This is a genomic window from Pararhizobium sp. O133 (assembly GCF_051669845.1).
In the GTDB taxonomy this organism is placed as follows: domain Bacteria; phylum Pseudomonadota; class Alphaproteobacteria; order Rhizobiales; family Rhizobiaceae; genus Pararhizobium.
Map to the genome: position 1 here is coordinate 2,475,437 of NZ_CP196426.1, position 19,031 is coordinate 2,494,467.

At 58.2% G+C, this 19,031-nt stretch carries 18 protein-coding genes; 10 read left to right on the plus strand and 8 right to left on the minus strand.

All coding sequences use genetic code 11. From position 1 onward, the window contains the following. Positions 1-125 precede the first annotated feature (125 nt). Both ACST81_RS11835 and ACST81_RS11840 read right to left on the minus strand, forming a co-directional pair. Positions 126-1,916, minus strand: coding sequence for a TRAP transporter large permease (locus ACST81_RS11835; RefSeq protein WP_438747841.1), 1,791 nt, complete (start codon positions 1,914-1,916; stop codon positions 126-128). Continuing rightward, positions 1,913-2,488: a TRAP transporter small permease subunit gene (locus ACST81_RS11840; protein ID WP_438747843.1), complete on the minus strand. Its 576-nt coding sequence runs from the start codon at positions 2,486-2,488 to the stop codon at positions 1,913-1,915. The genes ACST81_RS11835 and ACST81_RS11840 overlap by 4 nt, the downstream gene beginning before the upstream one ends. A gap of 323 nt (positions 2,489-2,811) precedes the next feature. Between ACST81_RS11840 and ACST81_RS11845 the strand changes: the two genes are divergently transcribed. Continuing rightward, positions 2,812-4,434, plus strand: coding sequence for a glycoside hydrolase family 43 protein (locus ACST81_RS11845; protein WP_438753531.1), 1,623 nt, complete (start codon positions 2,812-2,814; stop codon positions 4,432-4,434). 129 nt (positions 4,435-4,563) lie between these two features. Further along, the gene (locus tag ACST81_RS11850; RefSeq protein ID WP_438747844.1) at positions 4,564-4,917 is read left to right on the plus strand and encodes an RcnB family protein; all 354 of its coding nucleotides are present in this window, start codon (positions 4,564-4,566) and stop codon (positions 4,915-4,917) included. 54 nt (positions 4,918-4,971) lie between these two features. On the opposite strand, the gene ACST81_RS11855 is transcribed toward ACST81_RS11850, so the two are convergent. Beyond that, complete coding sequence (locus tag ACST81_RS11855; RefSeq protein WP_438747846.1) at positions 4,972-5,958, minus strand: zinc ABC transporter substrate-binding protein; 987 nt, start codon at positions 5,956-5,958, stop codon at positions 4,972-4,974. A 104-nt stretch (positions 5,959-6,062) separates the two neighbouring features. Between ACST81_RS11855 and ACST81_RS11860 the strand changes: the two genes are divergently transcribed. The 4 genes from ACST81_RS11860 (at position 6,063) to ACST81_RS11875 (ending at position 10,656) form a co-directional block, all read left to right on the plus strand. Beyond that, on the plus strand, positions 6,063-6,998 hold the full coding sequence (locus tag ACST81_RS11860; protein ID WP_438747848.1) for an ATP-binding cassette domain-containing protein: 936 nt from the start codon (positions 6,063-6,065) through the stop codon (positions 6,996-6,998). Beyond that, the gene (znuB, locus tag ACST81_RS11865) at positions 6,991-7,824 is read left to right on the plus strand and encodes a zinc ABC transporter permease subunit ZnuB (RefSeq protein WP_438747850.1); all 834 of its coding nucleotides are present in this window, start codon (positions 6,991-6,993) and stop codon (positions 7,822-7,824) included. Before ACST81_RS11860 ends, znuB begins: the two co-directional genes overlap by 8 nt. Next, positions 7,821-8,222, plus strand: a complete 402-nt coding sequence (locus ACST81_RS11870; protein WP_438753533.1) for a Fur family transcriptional regulator — start codon at positions 7,821-7,823, stop codon at positions 8,220-8,222. Before znuB ends, ACST81_RS11870 begins: the two co-directional genes overlap by 4 nt. 136 nt (positions 8,223-8,358) lie before the next feature. Then, a complete protein-coding gene (locus ACST81_RS11875; protein WP_438753535.1) occupies positions 8,359-10,656 on the plus strand; it encodes a heavy metal translocating P-type ATPase in 2,298 nt (765 codons plus the stop codon). A 6-nt stretch (positions 10,657-10,662) separates the two neighbouring features. Here the strand turns inward: ACST81_RS11875 and ACST81_RS11880 are convergent, their stop codons facing one another. Together ACST81_RS11880 and ACST81_RS11885 are read right to left on the minus strand one after the other, a co-directional pair. Continuing rightward, positions 10,663-11,193 carry a gamma carbonic anhydrase family protein gene (locus tag ACST81_RS11880; protein WP_438747851.1) on the minus strand — a complete coding sequence of 177 codons (531 nt, stop codon included), beginning with the start codon at positions 11,191-11,193 and terminating at the stop codon, positions 10,663-10,665. Between the two features lie 268 nt (positions 11,194-11,461). Further along, positions 11,462-11,665: a hypothetical protein gene (locus ACST81_RS11885; protein WP_438747853.1), complete on the minus strand. Its 204-nt coding sequence runs from the start codon at positions 11,663-11,665 to the stop codon at positions 11,462-11,464. Positions 11,666-11,951: 286 nt separating this feature from the next. Here ACST81_RS11885 and ACST81_RS11890 point away from each other — a divergent pair, with 286 nt between their 5' ends. The 3 genes from ACST81_RS11890 to dusA all read left to right on the plus strand — a co-directional run bounded on the left by ACST81_RS11890 (position 11,952) and on the right by dusA (position 14,077). Next, positions 11,952-12,197 carry a hypothetical protein gene (locus tag ACST81_RS11890; RefSeq protein ID WP_438747855.1) on the plus strand — a complete coding sequence of 82 codons (246 nt, stop codon included), beginning with the start codon at positions 11,952-11,954 and terminating at the stop codon, positions 12,195-12,197. Positions 12,198-12,448: 251 nt separating this feature from the next. Then, on the plus strand, positions 12,449-12,691 hold the full coding sequence (locus tag ACST81_RS11895; protein WP_438747857.1) for a DUF982 domain-containing protein: 243 nt from the start codon (positions 12,449-12,451) through the stop codon (positions 12,689-12,691). A 285-nt stretch (positions 12,692-12,976) separates the two neighbouring features. Then, positions 12,977-14,077, plus strand: a complete 1,101-nt coding sequence (dusA, locus tag ACST81_RS11900; RefSeq protein ID WP_438747858.1) for a tRNA dihydrouridine(20/20a) synthase DusA — start codon at positions 12,977-12,979, stop codon at positions 14,075-14,077. A 136-nt stretch (positions 14,078-14,213) separates the two neighbouring features. On the opposite strand, the gene ACST81_RS11905 is transcribed toward dusA, so the two are convergent. Further along, positions 14,214-14,426 (minus strand): cold-shock protein, encoded by a 213-nt coding sequence (locus ACST81_RS11905; protein ID WP_037095903.1) that lies wholly within the window; start codon positions 14,424-14,426, stop codon positions 14,214-14,216. A gap of 470 nt (positions 14,427-14,896) precedes the next feature. Between ACST81_RS11905 and ACST81_RS11910 the strand changes: the two genes are divergently transcribed. Beyond that, positions 14,897-15,475: a J domain-containing protein gene (locus tag ACST81_RS11910; protein ID WP_438747860.1), complete on the plus strand. Its 579-nt coding sequence runs from the start codon at positions 14,897-14,899 to the stop codon at positions 15,473-15,475. A 7-nt stretch (positions 15,476-15,482) separates the two neighbouring features. On the opposite strand, the gene ACST81_RS11915 is transcribed toward ACST81_RS11910, so the two are convergent. Then, on the minus strand, positions 15,483-15,911 hold the full coding sequence (locus ACST81_RS11915) for a hypothetical protein (protein WP_438747862.1): 429 nt from the start codon (positions 15,909-15,911) through the stop codon (positions 15,483-15,485). 587 nt (positions 15,912-16,498) lie between these two features. Then, entirely contained in the window at positions 16,499-18,904 is a 2,406-nt protein-coding gene (locus ACST81_RS11920; protein WP_438747863.1) for a protein kinase domain-containing protein, read from the minus strand. Between the last annotated feature and the right edge of the window lie 127 nt (positions 18,905-19,031).

Here is a 19,031-nt window from a genome sequence, read left to right on the forward strand (position 1 = left end):
GATAACACTACCCGGCCGCACAAACACTACCTGAGCGCGCACTCCACAAACAAGAAAACCCGCCGAGAAAAATCGACGGGTTTGTCAGCAGTCTGAGGCCGGTTCGAAAACCGGCCCTTTGATTGTCAGTTGAACGACGGCGGCGCGCTGAGGTCGTTGGCGGGCTTCTGCTGCCCTCCAGCGCCGTTCTGGTCGGCCGGTTTCTGGCCATCGAGAGGATTGCCGCCCGGAAGCTGCAAGCCACCCGGCAGCCCCAAGCCGCCACCATTGTCCGGTAGTGTCAGGCCACCACCGCCTGCGCCGAAACCTGGAACCTCGATCTTGATCGTGTTCGGATCCACCACCGCCGCGTCGCCCTTGTAGTGCATGACCATCTGCGGGAACGCGATGGTCAGTCCGACCATGATGACCTGGATACAGACAAACGGCACCGCACCCCAATAGATCTGCCCTGTTGTCACAGGCTCGATGCGCTTGCCGGTGATCCTGTCGAGATAGGGGACCTTGGCTGCGACGGAGCGCAGATAGAACAGCGCGAAGCCGAAAGGCGGATGCATGAAGCTCGTCTGCATGTTGATGCCGAGCAAGACGCCGAACCAGATCAGGTCGATCCCCAGCTTGTCGGCGGCCGGCGCAAGAAGCGGCACGATGATGAAGGCAAGCTCGAAGAAATCGAGGAAAAATGCCAGGAAGAAGACGAGCAGGTTCACCGTGATCAGGAAGCCCGTTTCGCCACCCGGCATGGCAACAAGAAGGTGCTCGACCCACAGGTGACCATTAACGCCATAGAAGGTCAGCGAAAAAACGCGGGCACCGATCAGGATGAAGATAACAAAGGCCGAGAGCCGCGTGGTTGCCGTCAGGGCCGAGCGGACTACGTCCATGGTCAGCCGGCCCTTGGCGGCCGCCATGACCAACGCGCCGACAGCGCCCATGGCGCCGCCTTCCGTCGGCGTGGCGATGCCGAGGAAGATCGTGCCGAGAACGAGGAAGATCAGCGCCAGGGGCGGGATCAGCACGATGATGACCTGCTGGGCAAGCCTGGACATCGCATTGATCTTCATGGTCCGGTCGGCGAGCGCGACGACATAGATGAAGGCAACGCCGACAGTTGCGCCGAGAATATCGGCATTCTCGCCATGTGTCGGCGACAGATAGACATGCGCGGCATAGGCAATGGCACCGGCCACGATCAGGGCGATGATGAGCGACGTGACACCGGATCCGAGCGTGCGGGCCTCAAGCGGCAGGGCCGGCATGGAGTCGCGCCGGACGAATGTCATCAGCAGGATATAGCCCATATAGAGGCTGGTGAGGACCAGACCCGGAATGAGCGCGCCGGCATACATGTCGCCGACGGAGCGGCCCAACTGGTCGGCAAGCACGATCAGCACCAGCGATGGCGGGATGATCTGGGCAAGGGTTCCGGACGCGGCGATGACCCCGGATGCAACGCGCCGGTCGTAACCGTAGCGCAGCATGATCGGCAGCGAGATCAGGCCCATGGCGATGACGGAGGCGGCGACGACACCGGTGGTCGCGGCAAGCAATGCACCGACGAAGATGACAGCGTAGGCAAGGCCGCCGCGAACCGGGCCGAACAACTGGCCAATCGTATCCAGCAGGTCTTCCGCCATTCCGGATCGTTCCAGCACGATCCCCATGAAGGTAAAGAACGGGATGGCGAGCAGCGTGTCGTTCGACATCACCCCCCAGAACCGTTCCGGCAGTGCATTGAGCAGCGGCCAGGAGAGATTGATGGAGCCGGCGGACAGGGGGGCGAGTTCCACACCGATGATGAAGAACAGGAGGCCGTTGGCTGCCAGTGAGAACGCAACCGGGTACCCCAGGAGCAGGAAAACGATCAATGAGACGAACATGATCGGTGCGAGGTTGACCGCGATGAACTCGATCATGGGCGCACCTCCGGGCTGACCGCTTCGTCGAGCGGCGCATGGGTCGGTATGTAGGGTGTCGGATCTTCCATATCGCCGCGCATGATGGCGACCTTCTTGATGATCTCCGAAATGCCCTGCAACAGGAGCAGGATGAAGCCGAACAGCAGGACTGCCTTGGCCGGCCAAACGATCAGACCGCCGGCGCTGGACGAGCCTTCCTGCGAGCGGACCGACATCAGCACATACGGCACGAGATAGTAGGTCATCAGCAGCACGAACGGCATCAGGAAGAAGACATGGCCGAACAGGTCGATCCAGTGCTGGGTGCGGCGCGAAAATTTGCCATAGACCACGTCGATGCGGATGTGTTCGTTCTGGCTCAGCGTATAGGCTGCGGCGCCCATGAAGGCCGCGCCGAACAGATACCACTGCGCCTCGAGCCAGGCGTTCGATGACATGTTGAACATTTTGCGGATAATGGCATTGCCGGCGCTGACCAGCACGGCCACCAGGATCAGCCATGAGACTGATTTGCCGATGATTTCCGTGACACGGTCGATGAGCCTGCTGATACCGAGCAGTGCGGTCATACGTGTTTCCTCCCCGCCAAGCTGGTTTTGATTTTTATTGCTCAAGCATAGCCACAGTGCCGATTTCAAGCCTCGATTCAAGTCTGGCCGGTCATTTTCCCGCATAGTCTGGCGACGTCATACCAAAGTCGCATAGGGGTTACGGGAAGTGCTCAAAGGTTAGGCAGAAATCGTCCGGCACCGTTCGCGCGGTCGAAGACACTTGATCCGGTGAGTCGTTTATTCCCCACCGGAATTGTTTCCGGGATGGGGTTGAAATGGCGTTGCCTTTCAGGCTTGGATACGCGCTCAAGAATCCGTGAGGTACGTTCGTCATGACCGCGATGATCCGCAATCCCATCTTGCCTGGTTTCAATCCGGACCCGTCCATCTGTCGTGTCGGTGACGATTACTACATCGCCACCTCCACCTTCGAATGGTATCCGGGCGTGCAGATCCACCATTCGCGCGATCTGGTGAACTGGACCCTGGTACGCCGGCCGCTGGAGCGGGCAAGCCAGCTCGACATGCGCGGCAATCCCGATAGTTGCGGTGTCTGGGCGCCATGCCTGTCCTATGCCGACGGGCAGTTCTTTCTGGTCTATACCGACGTCAAGCGCTTCGACGGCAATTTCAAGGACGCCCATAATTACATCGTCACCTCGCCGATCATCGAAGGCGAATGGTCGGAGCCGATCTACGTCAATTCCTCCGGCTTCGATCCGTCGCTGTTTCATGATGATGATGGCCGCAAGTGGTTCCTCAACATGCAGTGGAACCACCGCACCGAAAGCTTCGGCGGTGCGCCGAAATCGCCTGCCTTCGACGGCATCCTGCTGCAGGAATGGGACCCGGCGACGAAGTCGCTTGTTGGCCCAATCCGCAATATCTTCGCCGGCAGCACACAAGGGCTGGTGGAAGGGCCGCATCTCTTCAAGCGCAACGGCTGGTATTACCTGACCACGGCCGAAGGCGGAACCGGCTATGACCATGTCGTCACCATGGCCCGATCCCGCACGATCGAGGGGCCGTATGAAATGCATCCAAAGACGCATCTGATCACCTCCAAGGATCACCCAGGCGCCGTCTTGCAGCGGGCAGGGCACGGCCAATATGTCGAAACGCCGGATGGGCAGGCCTATCACACCCATCTGACCGGCCGGCCGCTGGCGCCGCAACGGCGCTGTACGCTCGGCCGCGAGACGGCGCTGCAAAAATGCGTCTGGCGTGACGACGACTGGCTCTATCTCGAACAGGGCGGCGTTGTTCCCGCCGTCGATGTGGCAGCTCCCGGTGAAGCCGAGGCTGTCGACAAGCCGGCGAAGATCCAGACCGAGTTCGACGGGCCTGATTTGCCGATGGAGTTCCAGTGGCTGCGAACGCCCGTTCCAGAGCGGATATTCTCACTGGCTGATCGGCCTGGATTCCTGCGGCTGTTTGGGCGCGAAAGCATCGGCAGCTGGTTCGAGCAGGCATTGGTGGCGCGCCGGCAGGAGCATCATGCCTTCCGGGTGGAAACCGTCGTCGAGTTCGAGCCGGACACCTATCAGCAGGCTGCCGGATTGACCCACTATTACAACCGCCACAAGTTCCATGCGGTGGCGGTAACGCTGCACGAAACGCTCGGCCGTGTCGTGACGATCTTTTCCTGCAACGGTGATTTCCCGCATAGCCGCATGACTTTCCCGGTGGAAAGCGGCGTTGCCGTTCCCGTCGGTCGGGTGCATCTGGCAATGGAAATCCGCGGCAACGATCTACGGTTCTTCTGGCATGCCGATGGCTATCGCGCATGGCGCGAGCTCGGCCCGGTGCTGGACGCCGGTGTCGTCTCCGACGAGGGCGGACGGGGCGAGCACGGTTCGTTCACCGGCGCCTTTGCGGGTGTCTTCGCCTTCGACACATCCGGCCGGGTTCAGGTCGCCGATTTTGATCGTTTCAGCTATGAGGTTCTGGATATCGGTGGTTGAATAACGAAGTCGTTTATCAGGTATTTCTCATAATTAACTGATATCATTACAATTTTGTAATTCTTGATTTCAGTTTCCGTTCATCTTTGGGGCGGTAGTTTCAGGGTGTCAAAAACGAAAGGACACCCAATGAAACGTCTGTTGATTGCACTGGTCGCCAGTTCCTTCCTGGCTACGCCGATGGCTTTCGCGCAGCCGGCAAAGCCGTTCGAAGTCGCTCAGATGAAGGAGCGTCATGTCGAAAAGAAGGTCTATCGGCACGGCAACAAGAAGGTTGTCGAAAAGCATGTCGTCGTGAAGAAGCGCTGGGCGCGGGGGCATCGCCTGTCACCGGCCGAGCGCCGCCATATCGCCGCGGTCAATGATTATCGCCGATACAAGCTGCGCGCCCCGCCGCGCGGACAAAGATGGGTTCGTGTCGACAACGACTTCCTGCTGATCAGCGTCGCCACCGGCGTCATCGTCAATCTGGCGACGCGCTAAGCGCACTGTCCAAAGAAGCGAAAGGCGGCGTGGGCCGCCTTTCGCGGAGATCACTCAGCTGCCCGATGACAGGCAGGACTTAAGCGATGCGCCGATCGATTCCATCATCTGGAAATAGAGATTCGGCCCGGCCTCGAGCGTGGCGGCTTCCGGATCCAGTGTGCCGGATTTCGCCGGTGTGCCTTCGAGCACCACGTTGACCAGCTTGGGCTCGAATTGCGGTTCGGCGAAGACGCAGGTCGCACCCAGATCGACGATCTTGGCATGGATATCCGACAGGCGTTGCGCGCCGGGGAGGGTTTCCGGGCTGACGGTGATCGAGCCCGCCACCTTCACGTGATAGCGATGTTCGAAATACTGGTAAGCGTCGTGGAAGACGATGAAGGGCTTGTCCTTGATCGGCGCGATCGTCTCTGCAATCGTCTTGTCGAGCGTGTCGAGGCGGGCATTCAGCGCGTCGCGATTGGTCTTGTAGGCTGCGGCATTGGCGGGATCGGCCTCGGCCAGCGTTTTTTCGATTTCGGCGGCCATTGCCTTGGCATTGGCAGGGTCCAGCCAGAGGTGCATGTCATATTCGCCCTCGTCGTGATGATGGGCTTCCTCGCCGGAATGGGCGTGCTCCGCGCCGGCCTCATGCTCGTCCCCGTCGTCATGCGCCTCGAACGCGCCGCCTTCGCGGAACTTCAGTTTTTCAAGGCCCGGGGCGTCGTCGAGTTCGACGATGGTGGCGCCGTTGCCGAGCGTTTCCAGTGGCTTTTCCAGAAAGGCTTCCAAGCCGTGGCCGACCCAGAAGACGATCTTGGCATTTTCGAGCGCCGATGCATTCGACGGCTTCATGCTGTACGTGTGTGGGGAGGCGGCCCCTTCGACGATCAGTGACGGCTCGCCCACGCCCTGCATGATCGAGGCGACCAGCGAGTGGATCGGCTTGATCGACACCACCACGTTCGGTACTTCGGCATGGACGGTGCCGGCGGTCAGAAGCTGGAAGGGGGCAAGGAAAAGGGAGGATGTAAGGAGAAGGGATTTTTTCAGGCTCATGCGGGAACTCCTGTCTTGTAAATCAATGTAATGTTATTACATCAATTGCGTTATGCTATAACGTGTGGCATAGCGGCTGGCAACACCTCATTCGGATTTTTTCGATGCTGAATTTTTCCAGGACTTCCCAGACGCCACTGGTCACGCTGAGCAACGCCGGAGTGCGGCGCAACGGCCGCTGGCTGGTGCGCGGCGTCGAGTTTTCGATCCGCCGCGGCGAGATCGTCACGCTGATTGGCCCGAACGGCTCGGGCAAATCGACCACAGCCAAGGCCGCGATCGGCGTGATGAAGCCCGACGAGGGTTGGGTCGAGAAGAAGCCGGGCCTGAAGGTCGGCTATGTTCCTCAAAAACTCTCGATCGACTGGACATTGCCGCTGACGGTAGAGCGCCTGATGACCCTGACCGGGCCATTGAAGGGGCGTGAAATCGAAGAGGCGCTGCATTCGACCGGCATTTCCCATCTTGCCCGGGCCGAGGTGCAACACCTGTCCGGCGGCGAATTCCAGCGGGCGCTGCTCGCCCGCGCCGTTGCCCGCAAACCCGATCTCCTCGTTCTCGATGAACCGGTGCAGGGAGTCGATTTTTCCGGCGAGATCGCGCTCTATGATCTGATCAAGTCGATCCGCAATCAGACCGGCTGCGGCATTCTGCTGATTTCGCACGATCTTCACGTGGTCATGGCCGAGACCGATACGGTGATTTGCCTGAACGGTCATGTCTGCTGTCGCGGCACGCCGCAAATGGTGAGCCGCAGTCCGGAATATCTGCGGCTGTTCGGAAGCCGTGCCGCCCAGACCCTCGCCGTCTACAGCCACGACCACGATCACACCCATCTACCGGATGGCCGGGTGCTGCACACTGATGGCACTATTACCGAACACTGCCATCCCGGCGACGGCCACCATCATGGTGATGCCGACCACGATCATGTGCACGATCACGTCCATGGTCCCAATTGCGGCTGCGGCTTCAAGAGCCGCCTGCACGGCTTCGACGACAAGAAGCCGGATCTGAACAAGGAGCAGGGCCGTGTTTGACGATTTCTTCACCCGCGCGCTCATCGCCGGCATCGGTCTTGCCATCACTGTGGGCCCGCTCGGCTGCTTCGTCATCTGGCGTCGCATGGCCTATTTCGGCGATACGATGGCGCACTCCGCCCTGCTGGGCGTGGCTCTGTCGCTGCTGTTCGATCTTAACCTGATGCTCGCAGTCTTCATCGTCGCGGCTTCCGTCTCGCTTCTGCTGCTGCTCCTGCAAAAACGCGGCGCGCTATCGACGGATGCATTGCTCGGAATCCTCTCCCATTCGGCCTTGTCGATCGGCCTCGTCATGGTCGCCTTCATGACCTGGGTGCGGATCGATCTCGTCGGTTTCCTGTTCGGCGATATTCTGGCGGTGTCCGAGGCCGACATCGATCTCGTCTGGGGCGGCGGCATCCTGGTACTGGCGGCGATCGTCTATCTGTGGCGACCGTTGCTGGCCTCGACCGTCAATCCGGAACTCGCGGAGGCCGAAGGCCTGCGGCCGGAGCGGGCGCGGCTCTATTTCATGCTGTTGATGGCGCTGGTGATCGCCATTGCCATGAAGATCGTCGGCATCCTGCTCATCACCTCGCTGCTGATCATCCCGGCCGCCACGGCGCGGCGTTTCGCGACCTCGCCGGAGATCATGGCCGTGCTCGCCTCGGTGATCGGCGCGCTGGCCGTCACCGGCGGGCTGTTCGGGTCGCTGCATTTCGATACGCCGTCGGGTCCGTCGATCGTGGTCGCCGCGATGGGGCTGTTCGTGCTCAGCCTTCTGCCGTTCCGGCGCAATGTGGAGACCGAGACGGCCATACATTCAACGCATGGGGGACACCACTGATGGCGCAGCAACTAACCAAGAACCAATCGCTGGTGTTTGACACGCTGACTCATGCCGAAGGTCCCCTCAGCGCCTATACGATCCTCGACAAGCTGCGCGATCACGGGTTTCGCGCGCCGTTGCAGGTGTACCGGGCGCTCGACAAGCTGTTGGAATTCGGTCTCATCCATCGGCTGGAAAGCATGAACTCCTTCGTGGCCTGCACCCATCCGGATCACCATCACCATGATCACGGCGTGACGGCTTTTGCCATCTGCGAGGATTGCGGCATGGTCACGGAGATGCACGATACAGCCATGGAGGAGCGGCTTTCCGTTCTCGCCGGCAGCCGGCATTTCAAGACCGAGAAGACGACGATCGAGATTCGCGGCCATTGCCAGAACTGCACCTGCGCATAGCAAGCGCGGCCAACGATCAAAGTCTCGTTTCATCTCAGCCTGTCGAGGTTCATCCGTGAACAATCACGATTCGATTGCCGATTTCCTGTTCTCCGCCCATGCGCATGGGCACGATGAAACGCACCACACGGATGACATGGCCGACACAGCAATCGACCCGGTCTGCGGCATGACCGTCAGGCTGAATGCCGGAAAACCCAGCCTCGACTATCACGGCACGACCTATCACTTCTGCAGCCAGCGCTGTCATGGCCGTTTCGGCGCGGATCCCTGGTTCTTCCTGTCCGGCCATGCGAAGAACAAGCCGAAGGTCGCCAGGAAAGTCACGCAGTATACGTGCCCGATGGATCCCGAAATTGTCCGCGATGCACCCGGAGCCTGCCCGATCTGCGGCATGGCGCTGGAGCCGATGGGCACTCCGGTTGACGGGCCGAACCATGAACTGATCGATTTCATCTGGCGCTTCTGGGTGAGCCTCGCCTGCGCCTTGCCACTGGTTGTCCTTTCCATGGGGCCGATGCTTGGCCTGCCGATCCGCGACTGGATTGGTGGTCGCCTGTCGTCCTATATCGAATTGATCCTCGCCACTCCGGTCGTGCTCTGGGCCGCCAAGCCGTTCTTCGAGCGCGGCTGGGTCTCGGTCCGCACCGGCCATTACAACATGTGGACGCTGATCATGCTCGGCGTCGGGGCAGCCTATCTCTACAGCGTCGTCGCGACGCTGTTCCCGAGCCTCTTTCCCATGGAACTCGGTGGGCATCAGGGGGATGTCGCCGTCTATTTCGAAGCGGCGACCGTCATCGTCGCTCTTGTCTTCGTCGGCCAAATCCTCGAACTGCGGGCTCGCGAACGAACCGGCGACGCGATCCGCGCGCTGATGGACCTTTCGCCAAAGACGGCGCGTCGCATCCAGCCTGATCGCACCGAGCAGGATGTGCCGCTCGAAAACATCCTGTCCGGCGACCATGTGCGCGTGCGTCCCGGCGAGGCTGTTCCGGTCGATGGTGTCGTCACCGAAGGCCGCTCCAGCATCGACGAAAGCCTGATCACCGGCGAACCTCTGCCCGTCGAGAAGGCTGCGGGCGCCACGGTGACCGGCGGCACCATCAATCGCAACGGCACTCTGGTGGTGCGCGCGGAAAAAGTCGGCAGCGATAGTGTCTTGTCGCAGATCGTCGAGATGGTCGCATCTGCCCAGCGGTCGCGTGCGCCGATCCAGAAACTGGCCGACCGGGTATCGGGCTGGTTCGTGCCGACAGTGGTTGCCATCGCGGCACTTGCCTTCGCCGCCTGGCTTATCCTTGGCCCGGAACCATCCTTCATCTACGGGCTGGTGGCCGCCGTTTCCGTGCTGATCATTGCCTGCCCCTGCGCACTGGGTCTGGCGACGCCGATTTCAATCATGACGGCGACGGGCAGGGGTGCGCAGTCGGGCGTGCTGGTCCGCGAGGCCGCGGCGCTTGAACGTCTTGCCGCCGTGGATACGCTGATCGTCGACAAGACCGGAACACTGACCGAAGGCAAGCCACGTCTGACCAAAGTGCTCGTGCACCCTTCCTTCCCGGAGAACCGGTTGCTGATGCTCGCCGCGTCGCTCGAAAGGGCATCAGAACATCCGCTGGCCGAAGCGATCGTCGCGGGAGCGGAAGCACGCGACGTGGCGCTTTCGGATGTCACCAAATTCAACGCGATCAACGGCAAGGGTGTCTCCGGCCAGGTGGAAGGGCAGACGGTGCTGGCCGGCAATTCCGCGATGATGGCCGATGCCGCAGTCGATATCACTGTCTTTTCCCATCATGCAGAGAGTTTGCGCCAGAACGGCCATACGGTGCTGTACATCGCTGTCAACGGTCAGCCCGCCGGATTGCTGGCGCTGGCCGATCAGATCAAGCTGAACGCGGTCGAGGCCATCCGTGCGTTGCGGGCCGAAGGTGTCCGAATCATCATGGCGACGGGCGACAATGCCGTTACAGCACAGGCGGTGGCAAAGGCGCTGGGAATCGATGAGGTCGCCGCCGATCAACTGCCGGAATACAAGAGGACACTGGTCGAGCGTTTGAAGGCCGAGGGCAGGGTGGTTGCCATGGCGGGCGACGGCATCAACGACGCGCCGGCACTGGCGGGTGCCGATGTCGGCATTGCCATGGGCACCGGCGCCGACGTCGCGCTGGAAAGCGCCGGCATTACCCTCCTGAAGGGCGATCTCTCCGGCATTGTCCGGGCGCGCGCCCTGTCGAAGGCAACACTGTCGAACATTCGCCAGAACCTGATGTTCGCCTTTGGCTATAACGCCATCGGCGTGCCAGTCGGTGCGGGGCTGCTTTATCCCATCACCGGACACCTGCTTTCGCCGATGCTGGCGGCGGCGGCCATGAGCCTCTCCTCGGTCTCGGTTATCGCCAATGCGCTGCGGTTGAAGCGATTGAAACTGTGAACTCGCTCAGTCGATGACCGAAAGCGTGGTGGCAAACAACTGCCACTTGCGCACATAGTTGTCCGCGGATTTTTTAAGGCCGGCGATAGCGGTTTCGTCCAGTTGGCGGACGGCTTTTGCCGGCGCACCGACGATCAGCGAATTGTCCGGAAAGACCTTTCCTTCCGTTACCAGAGCATTGGCGCCGACCAGGCAATTATTGCCGATCACGGCGCCGTTGAGAATCGTTGCCCCCATGCCGATCAGCGAATTGTCGCCGATAGTGCAGCCGTGCACGATGGCGCGATGGCCGATCGTGCAGCCTTCGCCGATCGTCACTGGAAAGCCGGGATCGACATGGATGACGACGCCTTCCTGGATATTGGAGCGATCGCCGATCCTGATCGGCTCGTTGTCACCACGCAGCACCGCGCCGAACCAGACGCCGACATCCTCGCCCAACGTCACATGACCGATCACGTGCGCATCGGGCGCTATCCAGTAGCTGCCTTCGGCGGGCGTTTCGGGGCGATGGGAACCGAGGGCGTATCGCGGCATGGCTTTCCTTCTCTCGTACGAATGGTCACGACCGCAATCGGCATAAAGCGGATGCAGCAGAATAGCATGTCATGGATATGTGGGGATCGGCAGCAAGAACTCTTCGCGCCGCGCGCCTCTATGCCCATCTTCAAAAGGATATCGTCAATGTCGAAACTGGGTGAGGCCAGGCCGGATTGACGGGGGCGGACGAAAGAATGGTACAATCTGCGGCGGGAGCGGGCACTCGATTGCGAATGCCGGAAGGCTGTCTTTGGCAGTCGATGCGTTAGCTGCAGACGTAAGCCTGTAGCTGATCGCGCGTGAGGAACCGGCCGCCCGTGCGGGAATTGCGTTCGGGATGTGTATATTCCAAGCTGGGGACATCTGGCAATTCCAGAGCCTGGCGGACCGTCATGATGCCGACGTCGCGGCGATCGGCTCCGCGCTTCAGGCTCACTTCAACGATGCGGTACAGATTTTCCTCAACCATGTTTTCCACTCCCGTCTTTCGTTTTTTTGATTCTGAGCCTTAGTAACTACTCCGAAATTGGTTTTTATGAGGCACCTCAATGAATACTGAGCCACACATGAAGGAAGTGCAACAATAATTCTCGGCAAATGCTTGGATTCATATCGCGATGATGCGGGATCGACGGTCTTGACCATGCAGTACATAGTTGCTTTGCGAGCACGTGCCCATCGGAAGGGCATATCTTCTGCTTTGCCCGGAACATTCCTGTGTTCGGCGCGTTTCAAATTGCGGAACACAGGAGCGCATGATGGCGAATATCAAGAATCTGCGAACCGGGTTTACCGGCGAACTCGACGAAAACAGCGGTATGACAGCCAAGGCAAAGCAGGCGGCGGGCTATGTCCGCGACGAAGCGGGTGCCGTGGTACAAACCGCGCAGGATCATCCTTCAGCTACCGGCACGCTCCTGCTGGTTTTCGGCGCCGCGGCTTTTGTCGCCGGATATATGATCGGTAGCGCATCGGCGCCGACACGACGAAGTTACTGGTGAATGTTGCGTTGCGTCAAATTTCTGTTGAAGATGATGCGGCGCAGCATTATATTTGAAATATCGCAGTGATTCACCTCCTCCCGGAAAACTGCGATCGATCGGCGGTCACCCTCCTCCCGACCGTGGATCATCTTCGGAAGCCTGCCGCACCTCCTCCCGCGGCAGGCTTTTTTCGTCTGATGGGACTGCCCAGCGGGAACCAAATCGACTATCCTGTGTTTGTAGTGGCAAGACAATCGGAGGAGACGCTCATGCCAAATACAAAATGGACAAACCCCGTCGAAGTTGGTTTCGCCCACCAGGGATCTCAGATGGTCCAGGGCCCGTTCGACGCTCTCATCTGCCTCATGGATACTTGGCCCGACCTTCGCGGCCCTCGTTACGTCGCCGCACGCAGCTTCTGCCGCGCAGCGCTCGACGGACGAAAATCGGCCGAGGAGGCAAGGGAAGTTTTCATTTCGGCCGCAAAGGAAGCAAAGCTTCAAGCCCATTAAGCATGGGCCGCACAATCTGACAGCCACCTTGCCTGCGGTGGTATGTTGACGGTCACTATAGGCCATATATGTGCGGCGGGGAAACTGGCGTGCGGCGCGGGGACATGTTTTTCGCGATATGCCCCGCAGCAGTCGCTACAGTTGTAACTCCTGCCGCAACCGTCACAATGATGGTCGCAGGGCCCCTGTTTTCGGCCACTCGCTTTTCTCTCGTGCGCGCTGTATATCGGCGCGAAGCCGGCTTGATGCCGCGTTTGTCGAGCGCAACAATCCGAGACCAGCGATATGACGATCCCATCCGAAACAACACGGCGCGACAGCCGGTATTTTCATGCGCCGGTCTTCGCGGTCGCCCCGATGATCGACTGGACGGACCGTCATTATCGGTTCTTCGCCCGAACGCTTTCGAAACATGCGCTGCTCTACACGGAGATGATCGTGGCAGAGGCGATCCTGCGCGGTGACCGGCAGCGGCTCTTGGGGTTTGATGATGCCGAACATCCGGTGGCGCTGCAGCTGGGCGGCAATGATCCCGCGAAGATGGCGGAAGCGGCCCGGATCGGCGAAGAATTCGGCTATGCCGAGATCAACATGAATGTCGGCTGTCCGTCGGACCGGGTGCAGTCCGGCACGTTCGGCGCCTGCCTGATGCGCGAGCCGGCGGTGGTGGCCGAATGCGTTGCGGCGATGAAGGCGAAGGTTTCGATCCCGGTGACGGTGAAGTGTCGGATTGGCGTCGATGACCAGGATCCGGAGCTGGCATTGCGCGATCTCGTTTCCCGCGTGGTCGAGGCCGGCACGGATGCCGTCTGGGTTCATGCGCGAAAGGCCTGGTTGCAGGGACTGTCGCCGAAGGAGAACCGGGATATTCCGCCGCTGGATTATGCCTTGGTTCACCGGTTGAAAGCCGAAAACCCGAACCTTTTCATCGGTATCAACGGCGGTCTTGGCACTTTGAATCAGGCCCTTGACGAACTGAACCAGGATGCGCCGCTTGATGGGGTCATGCTTGGCCGGGCCACCTATCATGATAGCGCCATGCTGACGGAAGTGGACGGATTTTTTCCGCATCCGCTGACGGGGGCCGGCCCGATCGACCAGACTGCCGAGGCCTTTACCGCCAACGGCCACCGGCAGTCGCTGGACTTCTGGGCCGGTGTTCGCGACGCGATGATGGTCTATTCGGCCGGCCATATCGCTTCCGGCGGCCGGCTCATTCATGTCACCCGGCACATGGTCGGGCTGTTCCAGGGCTGGCCGGGCGCCCGCCGTTTTCGTCAGATCCTGTCGACCGATGCGACGCGGGCGGGGGCCGGACCCGAGGTGATCGCCGCCGCCTTCGAGGCGATCTTTACCGCTGCGGAAGCAAAGCAGGCGGCGGAATAAAACCGGGCGGCCCCGATCTTTGTCACCCGATAATCATCCCATGGTTTTCCGCTGCGGGGATGATCTTGCCCCAGAAAAAAACGGCGCCCCGAGGGACGCCGTTGAAATCGATATCGCGAGGCGATCAGATCGAGGCTTAGTCGGCCTGGATGTTGACGGCCTTCGGGCCCTTGCCCATGCGATCCGGCTCGGTGTCGAAGGTGACCTGCTGGCCGTCCTTCAGGGTCTGGAGACCAGCGGCCTGCAGCGCGGAGATGTGGACGAAAACGTCCTTGGCGCCGCCTTCCGGCGTGATGAAACCAAAACCCTTGTCCTGGTTGAAGAATTTTACGGTGCCCTTGGTGGCCATGGGAGAAGTCCTTTTTTCCCTCAAATGATGTGTCCTCACCCCTGCCAGGGTGGAGACGCTTTTTTCTTTCCGGTTGTGTCTTTATTTCGGAAAGCCAGTCGGTGAAGTCACGATAACGGGGAAAGAACGTCTACAGTGCCGTTTGAGCGACACGCCCGGATGTCTCCGGGACCATACAGCCAGTCCAGTCTCCGGGATTGAAAACGCCCGAACGCCGAAATATTTGCAGCAAAAAAAGAAAATAGCAAGCGTTTAATCCTGCTCATTCAACCAGCCGTCGATACTGTTTCATTCTGCACCAAGCCCGTGCTTTGGCGCATATCCGGGGATTTCGCCCACCATCCCGATCTGACCACAATTTGGTCCCGACCATGACGGAAAAGGGAGCGGTGGGCATCGCCGCGTCGGGGTTGATGCCGGCCCGGCAAGGCGTTACGTCGGGTGTTCGGAATGCTGGAATGAGGTAGGTTGTGATCGATCCCTATGAAACGCTCGGTGTCGGGCGCGACGCAGACGAGCAGGCGATCAAGGCGGCCTGGCGCAAGACCGCCAAGACCGCCCATCCCGACAGCGGCGGCGATACCGAGGCCTTCGGCCGGCTGCAGGCCTGCTACGACCTCTTGAAGGATCCCGTGCGCCGCAAGGTCTACGACAATACCGGCTACGACCCGCAGCTCGCCGACCCGCGCGACCTGCAGGGCATCTTGCGGCTCGAAACGCTGGTCAACGACTTCATCCTCGACGAGCGCGAGCCCGGCAGCTTCGACCCGGTCGCCGCGATGCGCCGCAAATTGTCCGACGATATCGTCAAGAGCCGGTTCCACATTCTCGAACTGGAGCGGCACCGCGCCCGTGTGCGCCAGCATATCGATCGGCTGGGCCGCCGCCCGTCCGCCGATATCCTCGGTTCGATGCTGCGCACCCGCTCCCAATCCATCGCCGACGCCATCCGCACGGCCGAGGCGCAGATCGAGGCGACAGAGCAGGCCTATGTGATGCTCGAAGGCTATTCCTATGAGCTGGATCTGCTGGAGCAAGCGGCGGAATAGGGGCACGTCACCGTCCAACCCGTTTCCATGCCTCCATGGCCGCCGGCAGGTCCGGCAGGTGCGGGGCCCGGTCGCCGTGGATGCGATACCACCTTGGCAGGGCCGCATGCAGCCAGTGGCCGCGCGGCTGGACGCGGCGGACAAGCTCGAAGATCAGCACCAGACAGGCATTGGACAGCGCCTTGCCGGTGTCGGAGATGATGTCGAGCTTGCACTGCTCGTAGCGCACGCATGTCTCCAGCAGACGATCGTAGAATTTCCGCCTGGGGGCGTCGAGCCTTGCCAGGCACGGCGGTGCAAGGGGCGTTTCGCTGCAGCAGCGGCCAAGCCGGCGGCAGGCGGGCCGGTGGCAGTGCGCGACCGGCAGCAGGACCTCCATGATGCGGGCCGGCAGTTTCGCCTGCTCGCGGTTCTTCGGGTCGACGTTGTACATCATGGGGCTCTCCAATCTGCTGGACGTGACGATGCGGTCACGCGACCGCGGCGGTCCGTGTCATGCCTCATTCCTGTCCTCCGGCCGCCTTCGGGCCTCGGGGTATCGTCCGTCCGCCGGCGGATGGCCGGCAATCGGACGCGGCGCTCGCGAGAGCCTCGTTGGGGAATGGGAAAGTGGCTCTCGCCAGCGCCCCGTTCGGCGGTTTTTGCCCAGTCACTTTTTCCACTACGGCCTGATCGGCCCTCTGTGCATCGCACGCCCGCAGCAGCAACAGCCTGCGGAGGGGAAATTTCGCCTGGACCCCGGCTGTGGGGACTTCCGTCCTTCCCCCAAACCCGGCGCCGGCCCCGCCTCGCTGCCACGGCTGGCAGTGTATCCGTGGCGGGACGACAAGGATTATGGCATGGGGGATGGGGGCGGGGATGGACGGGGAGGTTAGTTCATTGAGATTTGTACGTCGTTGGCTCTCTTTTTTACAACTCCATAGAAATTCATTCAACATTGTGCCAAAATAAAAATTATTTTTACATCGAATACATTCATAATTTATATCTACGTGAAAATGTTACATATGTAATTTCCATTAATCAGTCCTTCGATATCTCTACGACCGCAAAGTCTATGCCCGAAAACATCGTATTAAATTTCCTTATGTCACTTGGTGGAGTAATTATAAATTTTAGATGGCTACCGCCTTTTACAACGGAAGTAAACTTTTCATCTACCTTAGCAAAGGTTTCGATCTTGCTTTTTGCTTTAAACAAAGCCTCAGTTAAAGCTTTTGGCCTGTTATGTCGATTGGCACTTTCGCCTACGGTATGGGAAATGCTGCATGTTATGGTTGAACCATTAGTAATGAGATCAACACGCGTACCAGCTCCGGTAATGTGCGTTCCACGTCTGGCGGCTGCATCATAATCGATTGAGGCTCCGCCAGCCGCGAGTCTGCACAGGAATTCGATGATGCACGAATCGCAGTCAAATGGATATTTCTCACCAAACACATCAATCAGTGTTTCTAGTCGCTCCTTAAAGTCCGGGAGCTGAGGTCTAATCTTTTGATTTTCGTTAGTCGCCGCCAAAACTAACTGCGAGAAAAGATACTTTGATGATTTCCAATCTTTCGTAAAAAGCTGGGAGCTAGATTGACTAACTCGTTGCTCCCAATCAATCCGAGTTGAGGCATTAGCGAGTGGAGTTTCCCCAGAAACTATAAAATAGAGAAGCATTCCTACGCCATAGACATCAACTAGTGCGCTTCTATTGCTAAAATTAGACTTCATATTTAGTTGCTCTGGCGCCAGAAATCCCAACGCTTGAGATGCATTCATGTAGAATTCCGCGCCATCGGCGCCTTTGAACCAGGACAAATCAAAGTCCAGAATTATTATATTGTCCTTTTCAACGCGTTCCCAATATGGGCCTGATATCATTATATTGCTTGGTCTAAGATCTCTATGTAGTATTATCTTTTCATGAGAATGACATTCAAATAGTATGTCGCAGATCCATAGGCATATTTCTAATTTTGATCTCAAATTTGAATGGCTGTATTCATTAATGTATTTCTGAAGGTCTATTCCTTCAATGTACTCCATGGTTATGCTGGGGGGGAGCTCGGAAGCATCTAGTAGTCTGACCACGCCGCGAATTCCGCTGTCGCTAAGTATCCGCATGGATTGAACACCTCTTCTGAAGCTATTCAGCATAGCGGGGTCATCCCGCACTTCCATATGTGCCACTTTAATTGCTATGGATTTTTCATCTGGTGTAAAGGCTTGGTAAACTTTGCCAAAATTACCTTTACCTAGCTCGCTCGAAATTCTATTTCCCAGCCACTTCTGTTCAGCATCATTTGGATTAACGCGAGTTGATATATGTATTGCGGTATCGTAGCGTTTGCAAAATTCAGAGTAAGACTCGTAGTCAAAGGCGTCATTCTTGTAAAAATTCTTGGTAGTTGATGCCAGATGCGATCGTATTTGATCGGGGTCAAGCTTTAATATCTCTATAGGAGAAGGAATAGACCCGCTGATATTTACGCTCGATACAACTGGATAGGCAATTGAATCGGCAGAAGAACCTTTATTGAGTTCCGAAACTAAATGAATAAAGCCTGCTTCCCAAGTTTTATCGTCCCCGGTGTAAACAATGCTGACGGGGAGATTTTTAGCCAGCTCCATGTCTTCATCGTCCGGCTTCCTTTTGATAAGGAAATAATCGCCTGTGACGAATCCTGTTTGATGCAGATAACCGAGCTGCCCAGATACCGTCAGGTCTTTTAGCCCAACACCATAAAATATAACTAAATTATGGCTGAACATGCTTTTCAGAAACTCGGCGTAGCCGTGCTGGGCCAGAAGAGTGTCTCGCTCCTCTCGCGCGAGAATCCATGATCTAGGGTTGTCAATTTGCCCATGTAAATCAACGATCAGTGGCCTACTGTCACCCAGAGCCAATCTTGATAAGGGAGCGTCGACGCCCAAAAGATGGTTGGGAACAATCCCCGTTTTTCTTTTAGCGTAAGAATTGGCCGCGAAGCCGTCAAGATTGAAAGAAAGCAATGCATGTGGGTTTAAATGCCACACGTGTTCAAAAAATGTAGGGCAATTAATTGATTTCGGAGTTAGTATACGTCTCGCCTCAATTTCAAATTGAGCGCCCATCTGGTTTTTTAAGTATGAAATTTTTGACCAGTTATCTGGTATATATTTAACAGTATTACTTATCTCATCCGCCAATTTTTCACTTACCGCCGTGTTTGCAGCTAGTGATAAGTAAGATTCCAATAGCTGATCTACTAATTCATCCCAATTCGGTAGGCCTGCTTCCCTTGAGGACCCGGCGCCGCAGAAAATTACTAATCGTTTCGTTTCTTCTTTATAAATTTTAGCAAGTCTTGCGAAATTTGGTTGTGCTTCTAGCTTCATAAAGCGCCGCTCGTTGTTCATGAATCGGTTTGTATAACGTAATTTTGTTTCAAATTTTTTCACAATTCAAGGTCGAAGTTTACTCCAGCAAGCGGAGGTCCGCTCCGCCGTGCAAGGTAGGAGAGTTAGCCGGCTAAGCGCTGCATTCATTACGAGTTAGCTAAGTGTCAGAAGTTGCAGGTGAGGGGTA

Coding starts and splice junctions, on each gene's coding strand:
- ACST81_RS11835 (WP_438747841.1), bottom strand. CDS start 1,916: ATGATCGAGTTCATCGCGGTCAACCTCGCACCGATCATGTTCGTCTCA.
- ACST81_RS11840 (WP_438747843.1), bottom strand. CDS start 2,488: ATGACCGCACTGCTCGGTATCAGCAGGCTCATCGACCGTGTCACGGAA.
- ACST81_RS11845 (WP_438753531.1), top strand. CDS start 2,812: ATGATCCGCAATCCCATCTTGCCTGGTTTCAATCCGGACCCGTCCATC.
- ACST81_RS11850 (WP_438747844.1), top strand. CDS start 4,564: ATGAAACGTCTGTTGATTGCACTGGTCGCCAGTTCCTTCCTGGCTACG.
- ACST81_RS11855 (WP_438747846.1), bottom strand. CDS start 5,958: ATGAGCCTGAAAAAATCCCTTCTCCTTACATCCTCCCTTTTCCTTGCC.
- ACST81_RS11860 (WP_438747848.1), top strand. CDS start 6,063: ATGCTGAATTTTTCCAGGACTTCCCAGACGCCACTGGTCACGCTGAGC.
- ACST81_RS11875 (WP_438753535.1), top strand. CDS start 8,359: ATGGCCGACACAGCAATCGACCCGGTCTGCGGCATGACCGTCAGGCTG.
- ACST81_RS11880 (WP_438747851.1), bottom strand. CDS start 11,193: ATGCCGCGATACGCCCTCGGTTCCCATCGCCCCGAAACGCCCGCCGAA.
- ACST81_RS11885 (WP_438747853.1), bottom strand. CDS start 11,665: ATGGTTGAGGAAAATCTGTACCGCATCGTTGAAGTGAGCCTGAAGCGC.
- ACST81_RS11890 (WP_438747855.1), top strand. CDS start 11,952: ATGATGGCGAATATCAAGAATCTGCGAACCGGGTTTACCGGCGAACTC.
- ACST81_RS11895 (WP_438747857.1), top strand. CDS start 12,449: ATGCCAAATACAAAATGGACAAACCCCGTCGAAGTTGGTTTCGCCCAC.
- dusA (WP_438747858.1), top strand. CDS start 12,977: ATGACGATCCCATCCGAAACAACACGGCGCGACAGCCGGTATTTTCAT.
- ACST81_RS11905 (WP_037095903.1), bottom strand. CDS start 14,426: ATGGCCACCAAGGGCACCGTAAAATTCTTCAACCAGGACAAGGGTTTT.
- ACST81_RS11915 (WP_438747862.1), bottom strand. CDS start 15,911: ATGATGTACAACGTCGACCCGAAGAACCGCGAGCAGGCGAAACTGCCG.